12 protein-coding genes and 1 riboswitch are annotated in these 15,185 nt (G+C 46.8%); of the genes, 3 read left to right on the forward strand and 9 right to left on the reverse strand.

Translation table 11 applies throughout. The annotated features are described in order from the left end of the window. Positions 1–246: 246 nt before the first annotated feature. Positions 247–1,629 (reverse strand): DUF2254 domain-containing protein, encoded by a 1,383-nt coding sequence (locus tag ACTTK6_RS11715; RefSeq protein ID WP_462833511.1) that lies wholly within the window; start codon positions 1,627–1,629, stop codon positions 247–249. Between the two features lie 182 nt (positions 1,630–1,811). Further along, on the reverse strand, positions 1,812–2,264 hold the full coding sequence (locus ACTTK6_RS11720) for a universal stress protein (protein WP_462833512.1): 453 nt from the start codon (positions 2,262–2,264) through the stop codon (positions 1,812–1,814). 327 nt (positions 2,265–2,591) lie between these two features. On the opposite strand from ACTTK6_RS11720, the gene ACTTK6_RS11725 reads away from it, so the two are divergent. Then, entirely contained in the window at positions 2,592–2,948 is a 357-nt protein-coding gene (locus ACTTK6_RS11725) for a thiol-disulfide oxidoreductase DCC family protein (RefSeq protein ID WP_462833542.1), read from the forward strand. 61 nt (positions 2,949–3,009) lie between these two features. On the opposite strand, the gene ACTTK6_RS11730 is transcribed toward ACTTK6_RS11725, so the two are convergent. The 5 genes from ACTTK6_RS11730 to ACTTK6_RS11750 all read right to left on the reverse strand — a co-directional run bounded on the left by ACTTK6_RS11730 (position 3,010) and on the right by ACTTK6_RS11750 (position 9,548). Continuing rightward, positions 3,010–3,993 carry an aldo/keto reductase gene (locus ACTTK6_RS11730; RefSeq protein ID WP_462833513.1) on the reverse strand — a complete coding sequence of 328 codons (984 nt, stop codon included), beginning with the start codon at positions 3,991–3,993 and terminating at the stop codon, positions 3,010–3,012. 96 nt (positions 3,994–4,089) lie between these two features. Further along, a complete protein-coding gene (locus ACTTK6_RS11735; protein ID WP_462833514.1) occupies positions 4,090–5,910 on the reverse strand; it encodes a UbiD family decarboxylase in 1,821 nt (606 codons plus the stop codon). A 101-nt stretch (positions 5,911–6,011) separates the two neighbouring features. Next, positions 6,012–6,944 (reverse strand): DMT family transporter, encoded by a 933-nt coding sequence (locus ACTTK6_RS11740; RefSeq protein WP_462833515.1) that lies wholly within the window; start codon positions 6,942–6,944, stop codon positions 6,012–6,014. Between the two features lie 144 nt (positions 6,945–7,088). Then, on the reverse strand, positions 7,089–7,997 hold the full coding sequence (locus ACTTK6_RS11745; RefSeq protein WP_079475648.1) for a proline dehydrogenase family protein: 909 nt from the start codon (positions 7,995–7,997) through the stop codon (positions 7,089–7,091). Between the two features lie 147 nt (positions 7,998–8,144). Beyond that, on the reverse strand, positions 8,145–9,548 hold the full coding sequence (locus ACTTK6_RS11750) for a sigma-54 interaction domain-containing protein (protein WP_079475647.1): 1,404 nt from the start codon (positions 9,546–9,548) through the stop codon (positions 8,145–8,147). A gap of 410 nt (positions 9,549–9,958) precedes the next feature. Between ACTTK6_RS11750 and putP the strand changes: the two genes are divergently transcribed. Further along, a complete protein-coding gene (putP, locus tag ACTTK6_RS11755; protein WP_462833516.1) occupies positions 9,959–11,440 on the forward strand; it encodes a sodium/proline symporter PutP in 1,482 nt (493 codons plus the stop codon). A 53-nt stretch (positions 11,441–11,493) separates the two neighbouring features. Here putP and metK read toward each other — a convergent pair whose 3' ends face one another. Next, positions 11,494–12,708, reverse strand: a complete 1,215-nt coding sequence (gene metK, locus ACTTK6_RS11760; protein WP_079475645.1) for a methionine adenosyltransferase — start codon at positions 12,706–12,708, stop codon at positions 11,494–11,496. Positions 12,709–12,860: 152 nt separating this feature from the next. After that, positions 12,861–12,968: riboswitch (SAM riboswitch) on the reverse strand. A gap of 47 nt (positions 12,969–13,015) precedes the next feature. Then, complete coding sequence (locus ACTTK6_RS11765; RefSeq protein WP_079475644.1) at positions 13,016–13,411, reverse strand: thiol-disulfide oxidoreductase DCC family protein; 396 nt, start codon at positions 13,409–13,411, stop codon at positions 13,016–13,018. A gap of 178 nt (positions 13,412–13,589) precedes the next feature. On the opposite strand from ACTTK6_RS11765, the gene pckA reads away from it, so the two are divergent. Then, the gene (pckA, locus tag ACTTK6_RS11770) at positions 13,590–15,173 is read left to right on the forward strand and encodes a phosphoenolpyruvate carboxykinase (ATP) (RefSeq protein WP_462833517.1); all 1,584 of its coding nucleotides are present in this window, start codon (positions 13,590–13,592) and stop codon (positions 15,171–15,173) included. The last annotated feature ends 12 nt before the right edge of the window (positions 15,174–15,185 follow it).

The following is a 15,185-nucleotide window of genomic DNA, read 5'->3' on the forward strand; positions in this document are numbered from 1 at the left end:
GAAAACAAGCTCGTGGATCCGTTCAGCGGCCAGGAGCCGCGCCCGGAATTTCTGGCCAACCGCCAGGACACTTCCGCTATTGAGCCAACGTCAGAATCTCTGACTGAAGGCACAAAATCCTTTAAATAATTCTTACACCTTTATCGGGCCGTTTCTATTGCGGCCCGATTTTTATATCATTATTGGCATTTCATGGTTTATTAATACATAAAAAAACCCGATCCAAATAAGTGGATCGGTACTGTTTTATCCCGTTTCCTGTTTTCTCCGGTCTACCAGTTTTTTATCCAGCAGCTCTTTTTCTACAAAATCGTTAAGCATCTCGTAAAATTTATCTTTGTCTCCCACAGAGCCTGAAAGCTGCTCCAAATGGTTCATAAAAGTAACCTGGTCATAGTCCTGGGGAAGCTTGCCGGAATAATTACGGGCAATACTTTTGCCGTAATGCCAGCAACAGTTTTTGTCCTTTGTCTCCAGCGCTTTTGATAAAATAACCAGTGCTTCAAGAAGCGTCAACGTTACTCCCGGCTTTTCTTCTGCGTACGACGCAATATACGTAAATGCAGAGTAAACATAGTAAGAAAACTGTTCATCTTTCATGATCAGCCGGAGTGTATCATTATCATCGGTTAAATATGAAGTAAAGCGTGTAACCTTGGAAATAGAAAAAACGAGGTCTGTTAACTGATAAATCGCATCCTGGGCGGTCATTGGCTCGTCGTTTCCAAGCGCTTTAATCGCAATTTCAGTCAATTTCCGGATGCCAAACTCGATGTCCTGCACTTCTGTTTTACTTTTCCCAAGATACATCAAGTTACGGTACTTTTTTTCATTAACCGGCAGGTCCGGTTCTTCATTCGTTTTCCAATAAGAAAATATTGGAATACCTTCAAGTACAAAATCCCCAATTCTTCGATCCAAGCGTACTACGATGCCATCCCTGGCTGCTTCTTTTACAATTTTGCCGAAATCTATGACCTGGATAAAACCGGTCGTTTCACTTGCAACGACATGCGGTTCTCCTTCGGTCTTCGGTTCGTGTACCTCACTTTTACTCTTAGCGCGATGTGCTTCAAGGTCATACAGCAGCGTGTTAAGAATGCGCTGTTGCGATTCTTCTTTCATGTTCGTTGTAATGCTTGGCACCTGCATCCATTTCGTTGCATGGTTGATAAACAATATAAAGTTTATCACCGATACGGCAGTAGCCAATACGCCGAGCACCGGAAATACCGTGTACTGCTCCATCGAAGAAGTCAAAAAGAAAAACCCGATCAGCAGGAAAAAGAAACACAGGTTAAAGACTCCGATGGAATGCTGGGTTCTGCGATCTGAAATAAAATTAAACAAAACCCGGGGCGTAAACTGGCCGGAAAAACTCGTCAAAACGACGAGAATGGAGTTAAATGTAAATGCGTTTAACGTGAGTACACCTGAGAGAAGCGTACTGTACATTGTCTGGGTTAAAGAATACCCAGTAGATAAGATAGGAGCCATGGCAAACGCAGGCTCGAGGCCGAATTCCACGTAGTACGCCCCAATGGCTAAAAGCACAGCCAAAACAATATAGATGGCCGGCAGCACCCAAAGACTCGAGCGGAGTTCATACCACCGCTGTCTTGAGGACATGCTTTTAATCTGCCGTAATTTTTTTGGCATTAATTGATGTAGATAATATTTCAATTTGTTCACCTTTCTGTTGTTTTAATCAGCTGTTTGCAGCATTCATTATGGGCCCCATACATGGAGCCTCCCTCTGTACATACAGGAGGAAGGCTCAAGAGCAATCATGCTGCTTTAGCTGGTAATTTCTATTCCCTTACTGCCTCTTTGGTTGATATGACCTTCACGTCACACTTTGCTTTTTTCTGAATGGCTTTGGCTGTGTTCCCGAGAAAGATCCGGTCCACTTTAGACGTGCCCGTTTCCCCGACAACAATCATATCTACATTATATTTTTCACATAGGTTTTCCATTTCTTTTTTCGGAATTCCTACTTCAAGCACCGTTTCCACGTCTTTGAGTCCACTCTCTTCGGCCATTTCTTTATAGCCCTTCAGCCGTGTTTCCGCCTGTTTTTTCAATCTTCTGAAACCATGCGGATCCATCCGTTCCAGGGAGGCATAGCCGTTTTTGTCCATAACAAATGCGATGATAAGCGTGGCATTATTTTCTTTTGCCAGCCCTTTCGCTTTATCAAATGCATCATGGGAGGAGCCTTCGAGAGCTTCTACTCCTACGAGTATACGATTAATTTGCGCCAATTTCATCTTTCCTTTCTTTTTCTAAATTACTTGGCTCAGCTTTCTGCTTCAGCTTTCACAAAATAGCCTGTGTTTCCTCCGTTTTTCGTCTGTTAACTTTGCTTACTATCTAAAAAAATATAAAAAGCCAGAAAAAGAACGATCATCCTTTTCCTGGCTTATGTTCTGGCTTTTATATCCATTCATTTCCGCCGCATATGAAATTGTCGTCCTGCCACACCCGGACGTTTTTGTTTTTATGGCGTTACTTAAAATTTACCCGTACAATATATGTATTAAACGTTAACGCATAAATGCATTCGAAATCTTTTAAAGGACAGATGCCTTATTCATTATTTATTTTTCGACAAATACTGCCCGCCCTGTCTTGCAGCCGTTCGCATTTTTCAATTTCTGGACCCGCATCAGCACTGCGAGTGGATTCCCATTCAGGACGCCTGGCTCCACATGGATAAATTCCCCTATTTATCCTCAAGAAACGCTGCACACGAGCTGCATATGTTTACAAACCAGGGGGTCGTCCTCCATGGTTTTTACGCCTTTCGCCGGTTGCTGCTTGCTGTTCCGGCCAGTTTCCTTCCAGCTATCGTACTTTATCTTCCGTACGCTGACCGGGTTGGCGTACCATTGTACAATGCCATTTCAAAAAGCCGTCTAAAACATATTTCTTTTAAGAATAGTTAGCTTCCACAGAGACAATAAGCCCAGCTGTCCAGGTATCTTTGGACAGCTGGGCTTGTTTTTATTACCGATTCACCGTTTTCATTCCTTCTTCAGGGTACCGCATGCCTGCGGCAGCACCTTTAGGAGCAATATCATCAATTGCTTTCATATCGGCCCTCGTAAGTTTAAGCTGCAGACTATTAATATTTTCTTGTAGGTACGTACGCCGCTTAGTCCCTGGAATCGCTATCACGCCTTGCTCCCTCAACCAGGCCAGGGCCAGCTGGGAAGCTGTGCATTCTTTTTCTTCAGCTAATTCCTTCATTTTATCCACGAGCTCAAGATTTTTGTTGAAGTTTTCTCCCTGAAACCTTGGAGAAAAGCGGCGGAAATCATCTTCTTCCAAATCCTCAAACTGCTTGATTTGTCCGGTTAAAAATCCTCTCCCCAGTGGGCTGTAAGCTACAAAGGAAACTCCGAGGTCTCTGCAAAGCGGCAGAATTTCATCCTCCACGTCCCGGCTCCATAATGAATATTCTGTCTGCAGAGCCGTAATTGGATGCGTTTCATGAGCCCTGCGAATTGTTTCCGGAGCGGCTTCCGACAAGCCCAAATACCGGATTTTTCCGGCGTCTACGAGTTCCTTCATCGCACCTACCGTTTCTTCAATTGGCACATCCGGGTCCACCCGGTGCTGATAATATAAGTCAATGGTATCAACGCCGAGCCGCTTCAAGCTCGCATCACATGCCTGCTTTACATACTCTGGCCGGCCGTTTACTTCTCCTGTGAGTTCACCCTCATTGCTGTACACGTTCCCGAATTTTGTAGCAAGCACTACTTCTTCCCGACGGTTTTGAATCGCTTCACCAACCAGTCTTTCATTAGTCATCGGGCCGTACATATCAGCCGTGTCGAGAAAATTAATCCCATGATCAAGTGCTGTGTGTATCGTTTTTTTTGACTCTTCATCGTTTAATTTTCCATAAAAAGCGGACATCCCCATACACCCCAGGCCAATAGGGGAAATATGCAGGTCACTGTTGCCAAGCTGTCGTTTTTCCATTACAGGTATTCGTCCTTTCTGGATTAATGACTCTGCTTTTTCAAACAGGTGTCTTTCTGTTCACGCTTTTGTTCCACTTTAAACATTTTCAGTAAACTATTTTTTTCTTAAGCCAGCCCTTTTTATAAGATCATCCACCCGGCGCTCTACATTTTCGTCCGGAAGCAGCGGCGGAGCATGGTGAGGCTTGATGCGGGCATCGATGATCATGCTGTCGCATCCCCAATGCTTGTTTTCATAAAAGCTGTTCACCCCATAAATATCGTGCGAAGGATTGCTGCGTGTGAAAACGGCCCATAGGAAATTGCGCATCGTCTCACTGACAAAGCTGCTGTCATCGCAGATGATAATCATTGGGGTTTCTTTAACGTCCCACTGCTCATCGAGACGTTCAGCGAAAGCGAATATTTCTTCAGCCGCCTGCCTGTAACTGAAAAACTCTGATGCTTCCACCGCTATTACACCCGGCATCACAAGTTTAGGCGAATGCATCGAACTGTCAGCTGGGAATCCTTCCGGCACGCGTTGACAAAGAGCCCGCTTCACGTCTCCATAAGCCGCGATAATTACCTTGCTTCCTTCATTCAGCCCTTCTCCGCTGTAATCAAGCGTATCAATCGTCGTTTTGGTTTGAAAGTGAAGGTCGCGGCGCAGATTAATCCGCTCAAGCATGTACGTGAAAAAATCCTCCTCCTGATGCGTATCGAGTTCTCTTTCCTGTTCCGCTGTAATAAATAAATATTTAGCCAGGCTTAACTGTCCTGTTCCGAGAATACGATTAGCAATTGTTAACAGCTCCGCCGGCTGCTTCACGCTTTGGAACGGCGTATACCGTTCACTGCCAATAGCCAGCAGAAGCGGATGCACCCCTGCAGCGTCTACAGCATGAACTTCCTTAACTCCGGTAATTTCCTGCTTAATCGCTTCCCCTGTCATTTCGTGGATCACCGCGCCAAACGACGTATCCTCCTGCGGCGGCCGGCCGACTACGGTAAACGGCAGAATAGCCTTGTCTTTGGCATACACCTTATGGACCTTCATGACCGGAAAATCATGCGTCAGGCTGTAATAGCCCAGGTGGTCGCCAAACGGCCCTTCCGGCTTCGTATCATCTGGATAAATATCACCGGTAATAACAAAATCAGCGTCATGATTAATGCAGTAGCCATCTTCATAGCTGTACTGAAAACGACGCCCTGACAGCATGCCGGCAAACATCATTTCACTCAGCCCCTCCGGAAGCGGCATCACAGCTGAAATAGTATGCGCTGGAGGACCGCCGAGAAAAATACTAACTTTCAAGGGCCCCCCCTTCGCCACAGCCTTCGCCTGATGTACCCCAATTCCCCGTTGAATCTGGTAATGCAGGCCCACTTCTTCATCAGGAATAAATTCATTGCCGCTTAGCTGCACCCGGTACATGCCCAGGTTAGCATTCATCGGCCCTGGTTTCTCCGGGTCTTCCGTGTACACTTGAGGCAGTGTGAGAAATGCGCCCCCATCCCGAGGCCAGTGCTGAATCATCGGCAGGTCACTGATGCTTACCTCCCGAAAGTTTTCCGTGCCGCTTTTCTTTTTCTTTGGAAGTGCTTTTACTGCCGTCAGTCCGCTGCTCATGTTGTGGAGTGGATGCTTCAGCGCCTGCACCGGGTCATTTCTCATCGCAATAACATTTTGAACCTGCTTCCAATTCTTGCGGAAAATGAATTTGCTGCGTTCGACGCTGCCGAACAAATTAGAAACAGCCTGGAACGGGCTTCCTTTTACGTTTTCAAATAAAATGGCCGGCCCTTCCTGTTCATAGACCCTTAAATGAATCGAAGCCATTTCCAGGTAGGGATCGACCTCTTCCTTGATTCGTACTAAATGGCCGTGCTTCTCCAGATCTTCTACGCATTCGTTGAGGTTTTGATACATATACAGTGCTTCATCCTTCCGAATAGTATTTCGCTTCTTTTCCTATCTTAGTACATTTTACCTTCCTGCTGTATTTATTCATCTTTCAGCCACTATTTTATTTATGCCGATGCAGGCTTTGTCCGCTGCTTTTGCGGCAGTGATAAATAAACGACCATCCCGAGTATCAGGCAGGCTCCCAGGCTCTGGTAGAGTCCAAATGGCACATGCAGCCACCATACCGAAGCCAAAATAGCTGCCAAAGGCTCCAGGCAGCCTAAAATACTAGTTTCCTGGGGTTTTAAATACTTTAGGCTTTCAAGATAAAACCAAAAAGCAATCATCGTACCGAAAATAACGACAAAAATTACACTCCCGGCCACGCTCCATGTCCAGCTTTCCCACTCGGCGTCCCACGGAGCATGCAAAAAGCTTACAGCTGCCCCTCCGATCGTCATCGCCCAACCGATGACGTTCATAGACCCCCACGCCGCTAAAAGAGGGCCGGCGTACAGCGTATAGAAGGCAAGCGCCATTCCGGAAAGAACACCCCAGATTACCGCTGCCGGCGGCACGGATAATCCGGCCAGCTGACCATTTGTCAGCAATAGAAATGTGCCAGAAAGTCCCATTAATACGGCACCTGTGTCGCGTATATTCCAATATGTATGCCGGACGGCAAGCAGGTATGCAAGAATGAACACCGGTGCCAAATATTGCAGCAGCGTGGCCACTGCTGCGTTTCCGCTTTCAATGGAGGCCATATATGTATACTGCACGGCAAGCATACCGAACAAGCCGAATATAATCACGGATACAGCACTCTTTTTCTGCTGCCAGATCCCGGTTACTTTTCCTTTATTTCCAAGCATTAAAGAAATGGTTAACAGGAGCAGGCCCGAGAGAAGCAGTCTTACAGCCACCAGCCATTCCACAGGCAGGTGGTGCGTTTCAAAAATATACTGCGACGCCGTACCTCCAATCCCCCAGAGAGAAGCACCAATTATTACCAGAAAAAAGCCTGCCGTCCGTCTTTTCTGTTCTGTTTGCATCATTTTTGTCCTTTCTATTGGCCATATTAGCTTTATTTTCCTGCTATTATACGCCGGAGTTCATCCTAATAAAATCATTCCCGGGTTTTCGTCTGCCAGTATATCAAAAAGCCGCCCCCTTTTCGGGAGCGGCGCTGTATGCACTTTTTATTTCGTAATCATTCCTTTAGCTACGGATACGAGGTTCTGCGGGCGTTCCGCCAGCCTTCTCATGAAATACCCGTACCATTCTTTGCCAAAGGGCACGTAGACTCTGACATTGTAGCCTTCCCGCACGAGCTGCAGCTGCAGTTCTGTTCGAAAGCCATACAGCATTTGAAATTCAAATGTGTCATAAGCTATATTCTGGTCTTCCACAAACAGCTTAACCGCGTTAATAATGCGGTGATCGTGCGTGCCGATAGCGGTAAATCCTTCCTGCAGCAGATGTTTTTGAATCATCAGAAAATAATTGGCGTCAACTTCATGCTTGTCTTTAAAAGCGACCTCTTCTTTTTCCTGGTAAGCCCCTTTTACAATTCGGAGGGGCACCTCTGCGAGACTGTCAAGGTCATCGAGTCCCCGCCTTAAATATCCCTGAAGGACAGTGCCTACATTATCATATTCCTTCCGGAGCGTTTTCAGTACCTTCAGTGTTTTTTCATAACGGGAATAGTCTTCCATATCGATGTTCACGAAATTTTGTTTTTCTTTGGCCGCCTGGAGGATTTCCTTCATATTCTCTACGCAGTAGTCCGTATCTATATCAAGACCGAGCTTCGTTAATTTCACTGTCAGCTCTGACTGTACGTTTTTCGCATGGACACTCTCTATAATCTCGATGGTTTTCTGCTTAGCTTCTTCCACCTCTGATTTTTCTGTTATAAATTCACCAAGATGGTCAATGGTCGCTAACAGCCCCTGCTCGTTCATCGATTGAATGGTCGTTAATGCTTCATCAATATCTTCTCCAGCCACTACTTTTGAAGCTCCGAGGTGAATGCCCCACTTTTTGGCGCCCTTTGTCAGCGTCTTGTTTTGGGAAAGAAATATAAAAAACGAACGTGAAATTGTCATAGGTGCACCCTCCTGATCTTTTCAGTACTACACCTAAGTGTTGCAAAATACGTGCCAATATAGCTGGGCCGTCCCCCTTAGGGTTGACCGTAAAAAAAAGCTTTTATTCATCACAACTGCAAAAAATTTTGCACTATATGCAAAAAATCACAAATGAAATTTACTCATCCGGTACTGCAGACTCTGCCGGCTGATTCCAAGCTCCTTAGCTGCCTGCATTACGTTACCGCCGCTGTGCTGAAGCGCCTCTTTAATTAGCGCAAATTCCATTTCAAGCAGACGTTCCTTTAAAGTTCCTTTGCCGCTGTTTGCCCCGGCTGGACCACTTTTCTCCATCTCTCCTGCTTCCAGAAGGTCTGTCCGTTTACGGAAATGGTCCGGCAGGTGGCTTTCCTCGATCACTTCCTCATCGAGCATCAAATTCATTGCTCCTTCGATAACATGTTCAAGCTCCCGGATGTTTCCCGGCCAGTGGTAAGATTCCAGCCTTGCTTTCACCGATGGGGAGACGCGTCCCACTTCCATTTGAAAGACCCGGTTGTACTTTTCCAGAAAGGTCTCCACCAGCGGTTCAATATCTGTTTTTCTTTCCCGGAGCGCTGGAACATACAGGGTGACGACGCCAATACGGTAAAAAAGATCTTCACGCAGCTCGTTGTTTTGAATAGCTTCTGCCGGCTCTTTGTTCATAGTTGCAATAATACGGACATTGATAGACTGCTCTTTGTGTGACCCTAAGCGTGTCACCTTTTTTTCCTGCAGAACACGCAGCAGCTTTGCCTGCAGGGCCACTGGCAGTGTATTAATTTCATCAAGCAAAAGCGTGCCGCCTTCAGCTTTTTCAAAAAGCCCCGCCCGTTCCGAGGCACCGGTAAATGCCCCTTTTACCGTACCAAACAATATGCCTTCAATTAGCGTTTCCGGAAGCGCCGCGCAGTTTTGTGATACAAACGGCTGCCCGGCCCGCTCACTTTCACTGTGAATACTCTGGGCAAACAGTTCTTTCCCTGTTCCTGTCTCACCTACAATCAATACTGAGGAAGACGTTCTTGTTGCACGTTTTGCGTTCTGAACGACCCCTGTAATTTCAGCAGAACGTCCAATGATTTGGTTAAATGTAAAAAGGCCGCTGTCCGCTTTTTTCTGGTTTTCCCGGACCAGCTTTTCCATACGGGTCACATCCTTTGCGATCTCCGCCGCTGCCACGATCCGCCCGCCTGAATAAATCGGAAAAATTTCATTAATAGTGGTAATATTTTTTCCCCGGCTGTTTGTATAATGCTGCTTTTTTTCTCTCGTTTCCACTCCTAGTTTGATGGCCTGAAGCAGCCTGCTGTCCTGTTCATGCTCGAAAAGAAAAACATCCATCATGCCTTTGTTGTCAAAGTCTTCATATGTCATGGATTCAATTTCGCGCATTTTATCATTATAAATAATTAAATTTTCATCTACATCAATGACACGAATCCCCTGATCCATTTTCACCATTAAATGATCAAATACATCGTTCAGTTCAGGATAGGATAAAGACTTTGTTCCTTGGTATCCCATAGGCCCACCCTCTTTATAATTTATTCTTGCTTTGATTTTATCATGAAGTGTGGAAGCTTCGTACGTAAATCCCGAAACTTGGGAGTGCAAAATTTTGCACTATATGCTTCTTAATTTTTCTGATTATGGTTCTATCCGGAGAAGTATTCAATTATAATAGATATTTCCGTTGATTTTCAGCATCGTTTTTTCACCATTTTTCTTCTGCCCCGCCTCCCGGCTGTATTCGTGTCTGCCGAAGTTAAGAATATTGGCACTATTCTTGCAACATATGGAAGTACATTCAAGAGGAGGTGTACTGAATGGAAGGAATAACACTACTCACATGGCTGCTAATATTAATACCTATGCCGCTTACTGTAGTTTTAGCAGCAATCAGTTATGTTAAATCAAAAAAGGAGACCACCTAAATGGATATTTCCGTACCTACAATTGTGACATTTATCGTTTACCTTGCTGTAATGCTTGGTATTGGTTTTTTATTCTACAAGCTGACCAATAACCTTTCGGATTACGTTTTAGGCGGACGTAAATTAAACGGTCCTGTAGCTGCACTCAGTGCCGGAGCGTCCGATATGAGCAGCTGGCTTCTGCTCGGCCTGCCCGGTGCCATGTATCTGGGCGGGATGAGTGAAATATGGCTGCCTATCGGCCTTACCATTGGCGCTTATTTAAACTGGCAGTTTCAGGCGAGACGACTGCGCAGATACACAATCATCGCCAATGATTCGATTACGATACCCGACTTTCTAGAAAACCGGTTCCATGATAAAACCAAAGCACTGCGTATCGTTTCGGCATTATTTATACTTATTTTCTTTACCGTTTATACTTCCTCCGGCCTGGTCGGCGGCGCCACTCTGTTCGTCAGCTCTTTCGGTCTTTCCTACCAGGCAGCCCTTTGGATCGGCGGCGCTGTTATTATTACCTATACATTCCTTGGCGGCTTTATGGCCGTCAGCTGGACGGACTTTCTTCAGGGGACTCTTATGTTTTTGGCTCTCGTCGCTGTTCCGATCGCCGCCGTCATTGAAATTGGCGGCTGGGAGAATTCTGTTCAGACTGCAGCCTCCATTAATCCGGAGGCGTTAAGTGCGTTTACGAATGTGAGCGTTATTTCAGTCGTTTCCCTGCTTGCCTGGGGGCTTGGCTACTTTGGGCAGCCACATATTATTACGAGGTTTATGGCGATCCGTTCCGAAAAAGAAATTCCAATGGCCCGGCTGGTAGGTATGAGCTGGATGGTTATTTCTCTTCTCGGTGCTATTTTCACAGGGTTTATCGGCATTGCTTACTTTTCAGGGGACGCCCAGCTCGGGGAAGGCAACCAGGAGACAGTGTTTATACTGTTTACCCAGGTACTGTTTAACCCATGGGTTTCCGGGGTACTGCTCGCAGCGATACTTGCTGCTATTATGAGCACGGTGGACTCCCAGCTGCTCGTATCTTCAAGTGCTCTCGCGGAGGACTTTTATAAAGGCCTGCTCCGGCCGCATGCTTCTGACCGGGAGCTTGTCTGGGTGGGAAGATTCGGCGTTATTGCCATCGCCCTCGTTGCTCTGCTGCTTGCCTCCACTCCAGGCAGCACGGTGCTTGAACTCGTGAGCTATGCCTGGGCCGGATTTGGTGCTGTGTTCGGGCCTGCGATGCTTTTCTCCCTTTTCTGGCGCCGTACGAGCAAGTGGGGAATTCTTGCCGGCATGATTGCCGGCGGGACAACTGTGATCATCTGGGTCCAGCTTACCGGCGGCCTGTTTGATCTATACGAGATCGTACCGGGCTTTTTGATCAATGTTCTAATCATCATTGCAGTCAGCCTGCTCGGGCCGAAGCCTTCAGACAAAATTAAAACTGAGTTTGACTCTGTCAGCACGTACAAGGAAAAAAGCTGAAAAACTAAAAAATACCCGCTTCCTGAATAAAACAGGAGCGGGTATTTTTGCAGTTATTGTTGTTTTTCAGTGAACGCCTGTTCCTGAAGCGCTGCTGCTTTATCCGTGCGTTCCCACGGAAGGTCAACATCATGGCGTCCAAAGTGACCGTAAGCAGCTGTCTGCCTGTAAATCGGCCGGCGGAGATTGAGCATTTTGATAATGCCGGCCGGGCGCAGATCAAAATGCTCGTTAGCGAGCTTTACGAGCACCTCTTCTGAGACTTTCCCTGTACCGAATGTGGCAATCGAAATGGAAACCGGCTGCGCCACGCCGATTGCATACGCAAGCTGAACCTCACATTTATCTGCAAGTCCTGCTGCAATAATGTTTTTTGCTACATAGCGCGCGGCATATGAAGCGGACCGGTCGACCTTTGTCGGGTCTTTGCCGGAAAACGCCCCGCCGCCGTGACGGGCATAGCCGCCATACGTATCAACGATAATTTTCCGTCCGGTAAGTCCGGCGTCCCCCTGCGGTCCGCCAATGACAAAACGGCCGGTTGGATTAATGAAATAATTGGTTTCAGCATCCAAAAGCTCTGCCGGCACGACCGGCTCGATAACGTATTTATGCATATCCTCTTCAATCTGGGCTAGCGTTACCTCATCGGAATGCTGGGTGGAAATAACGATCGTTTCCACCCGAAGCGGTTTCCCATCGTCTCCATATTCCACCGTTACTTGCGTCTTTCCGTCGGGACGCAGATACGAAAGATTACCATCTTTGCGAACTTTCGTTAACTGGCGTGCCAGCTTATGCGCAAGAGAAATCGGCAGGGGCATGAGCTCATCGGTTTCATTATCTGCATACCCAAACATCAAACCCTGGTCCCCCGCTCCGATTGATTCCAATTCGTCCTCGGTCATCGAGCCTTCACGAGTTTCAAGCGCTTCATCAACGCCCTGGGCAATGTCGGCTGACTGTTCATCTATTGACGTCAAAACCGAGCATGTTTCGTAATCAAAGCCGTATTTCGCCCGGGTATAGCCAATATCTTTCAAAGTTTCCCGGGCAATTTTGGGAATATCCACGTATGTAGATGTCGATATTTCACCTGCTACTAACACGAGCCCCGTGTTCACTACTGTTTCCGCTGCCACACGGGCATTCGGATCATCCTTTAAAATTGCATCTAAAATCGCATCGGAAATCTGGTCACATACTTTGTCCGGGTGTCCTTCTGTAACAGATTCCGACGTAAATAAACGTCGTCCAATTGTAGACACGCTGCTGCCTCCTTTTTAACTGCCTGCTACGGGTGTACTCTCCTATTCTCGGGGTAGACGAAAAGAAAACGGCAGTAGGCCGTTGTGTACAAGAAAAGCCCCTTGTCCCAAAAAAATTGAGGGAAAAGGAGCTGTCAGTTCAGCTTTTTCGCCTCTTATCTTTCAAGGCGCCTATCCGCCTCTCCAGGTTAGCACCTTTCCGTTCCCGGATGGTTGCTGGGCTTCTCAGGGACTGTCCCTCCACCTGCTCAGGATAAGAGTATCCGTTCGTACAAAATCGTAACGCAAACCCTATTTGATGTCAAACTTAGTGCCCTTCCCGCTGGCAGGTGCTGCTATCACAAAGGAAATGAAACCACTGGTACCGGTTTGTTGATACCGTGTGGTACAGCTTCCGGCCAAGCGCCTCTACTCCCGGCAGCAGAAACACTGCCTTTAACGGCTTTAATGCTGGAATAGTATAGCACAATTTTTTCACAGTAAAATATCCGGCATACACATACGTGCCATCTTCTACACTATGCATCTGCTCTTCAAGCGGCTCTCCCTTGAGCATCGGGTATTTTTCGAATAAATCCTCATCATATATAGATTTCCAATCTACTGTATCCGTTTTATCTATCGCTGAAAGATAAGTATGGAACCTGGTGCATAACGGACAGTCGCTATCGTAAAACACAATAAATTCCGATTGTTGTTCCATAATTTTCCCCTTTCCTTGCTTTCTTACATCTTTTCCCTCTAAACACTGAAAATATTCATGAACTTTTTGCACAATAAGTATGTACTATTTAATTAATTGTGTTACACTATTTTATATTATATCCATCATTAATGATGAATAAATCCAACTTCCCCCCTCATTAAAGGAGTGATTGTTTATGAAGCCACCGTTCGCTTCCAAACCTGAAACGAATCTATTGAATGAAGCGCACGTCCAATGGAACCTCTCTGTCCCTGCGCTTGTGAAGCGCTCGCTGGCACTGCAGGAGGGGTCACTCACAGCTGAAGGCGCTCTTGCTGTGAAAACAGGCAAATATACCGGCCGCTCGCCAAAAGATAAGTATATTGTCGACGAGCCCGGCAGTTCTCCTTCTATTGATTGGGGAAATGTAAACAGGCCAATGTCCGAAGAAGTATTTAAACAACTTCACAACAAAGTGATGGCTCATTTAAACAATCAGAATGAAGTCTTCGCAAGTGATGCCCTTGCAGGTGCTGATCCAGACTACCAGCTTCCCGTCCAGGTCATTACCTCCTATGCCTGGCACCAATTGTTCGCACGGCAGCTGTTCATTCGCCCTGATGGAAGGGAAACCCCTTCCACTCAACCCTTCACGCTTATAGCTGCACCAGAATGCAAAGCAGATCCCGAGGTTGACGGCACCTTATCGGAAACATTTATCGTCATCAGCTTTGCAAGACGCATAATTTTGATTGGTGGAACAGAATACGCCGGTGAAATGAAAAAATCAATCTTTTCTGTCATGAACTACCTGCTCCCTGAACAGGGCGTGCTTCCAATGCACTGCTCGGCAAATATAGGAAGCGACGGAAAAAGTGCACTGTTTTTCGGGCTTTCCGGCACCGGGAAAACGACGCTTTCTGCTGATTCTTCCCGGCTCCTGGTTGGCGACGATGAACACGGCTGGTCCGAAAAAGGTATTTTTAATATTGAAGGCGGATGCTATGCAAAATGTTCGAACCTGTCCAGACAAAAAGAACCTCAGATCTGGAACGCTATCCGTTTTGGGGCCGTACTTGAAAACGTCGGCCTGGACGATGCCAGTGGGAAAGTCGACTACACTGACACGCATATTACCGAAAACACCCGGGCGGCTTATCCCATTGAACACGTCGAGGGAATTGTACCTTCTGGCACAGCCGGACATCCGTCAGCAATTATTTTTTTAACTGCAGATGCCTTCGGCGTTCTTCCGCCGATCAGCCGGCTGACGAAGGAACAGGCCATGTATCATTTTCTCAGCGGCTACACAAGCAAACTAGCCGGAACGGAAAGAGGCATCACTTCTCCAGAAGCTACATTTTCCACCTGCTTCGGAGCACCGTTTCTACCACGCCAGGCTTCTGTATATGCAGAGATGCTCGGGGAAAAAATTGATGCACACAATGTGCCTGTTTTTCTGGTGAATACCGGTTGGAGCGGCGGCGGCTACGGTGTCGGCAGCCGTATGGATCTTTCGTACACCCGTGCTATGGTGCAGGCAGCTCTAAGCGGCGAACTCACCAACGCAGCCACTGTGGAGGATCCTATATTTGGGCTCCATATTCCGGAATCCTGCCCTGGCGTTCCGGAAGATATGCTCCAGCCGAAGAAAATGTGGGCAGAAGCCGGAGAGTACGAGGTCCAGGCCCGTATGCTCGCCCGCAAGTTTGCAGAAAATTTTAAGCGGTTTTACGATGTGCCCGGTGAGATCTCAAAAGCCGGACCGACGCAGCTGTAGACGGAATTCTCC

It is taken from the genome of Marinococcus salis (assembly GCF_054971365.1).

Bases quoted from the DNA above. Each gene is read 5' to 3' on its own strand.
- ACTTK6_RS11715 (WP_462833511.1), bottom strand. From the start codon at position 1,629: ATGTCCTCAAGACAGCGGTGGTATGAACTCCGCTCGAGTCTTTGGGTG.
- ACTTK6_RS11730 (WP_462833513.1), bottom strand. From the start codon at position 3,993: ATGGAAAAACGACAGCTTGGCAACAGTGACCTGCATATTTCCCCTATT.
- ACTTK6_RS11735 (WP_462833514.1), bottom strand. From the start codon at position 5,910: ATGTATCAAAACCTCAACGAATGCGTAGAAGATCTGGAGAAGCACGGC.
- ACTTK6_RS11740 (WP_462833515.1), bottom strand. From the start codon at position 6,944: ATGATGCAAACAGAACAGAAAAGACGGACGGCAGGCTTTTTTCTGGTA.
- ACTTK6_RS11745 (WP_079475648.1), bottom strand. From the start codon at position 7,997: ATGACAATTTCACGTTCGTTTTTTATATTTCTTTCCCAAAACAAGACG.
- ACTTK6_RS11750 (WP_079475647.1), bottom strand. From the start codon at position 9,548: ATGGGATACCAAGGAACAAAGTCTTTATCCTATCCTGAACTGAACGAT.
- putP (WP_462833516.1), top strand. From the start codon at position 9,959: ATGGATATTTCCGTACCTACAATTGTGACATTTATCGTTTACCTTGCT.
- ACTTK6_RS11765 (WP_079475644.1), bottom strand. From the start codon at position 13,411: ATGGAACAACAATCGGAATTTATTGTGTTTTACGATAGCGACTGTCCG.
- pckA (WP_462833517.1), top strand. From the start codon at position 13,590: ATGAAGCCACCGTTCGCTTCCAAACCTGAAACGAATCTATTGAATGAA.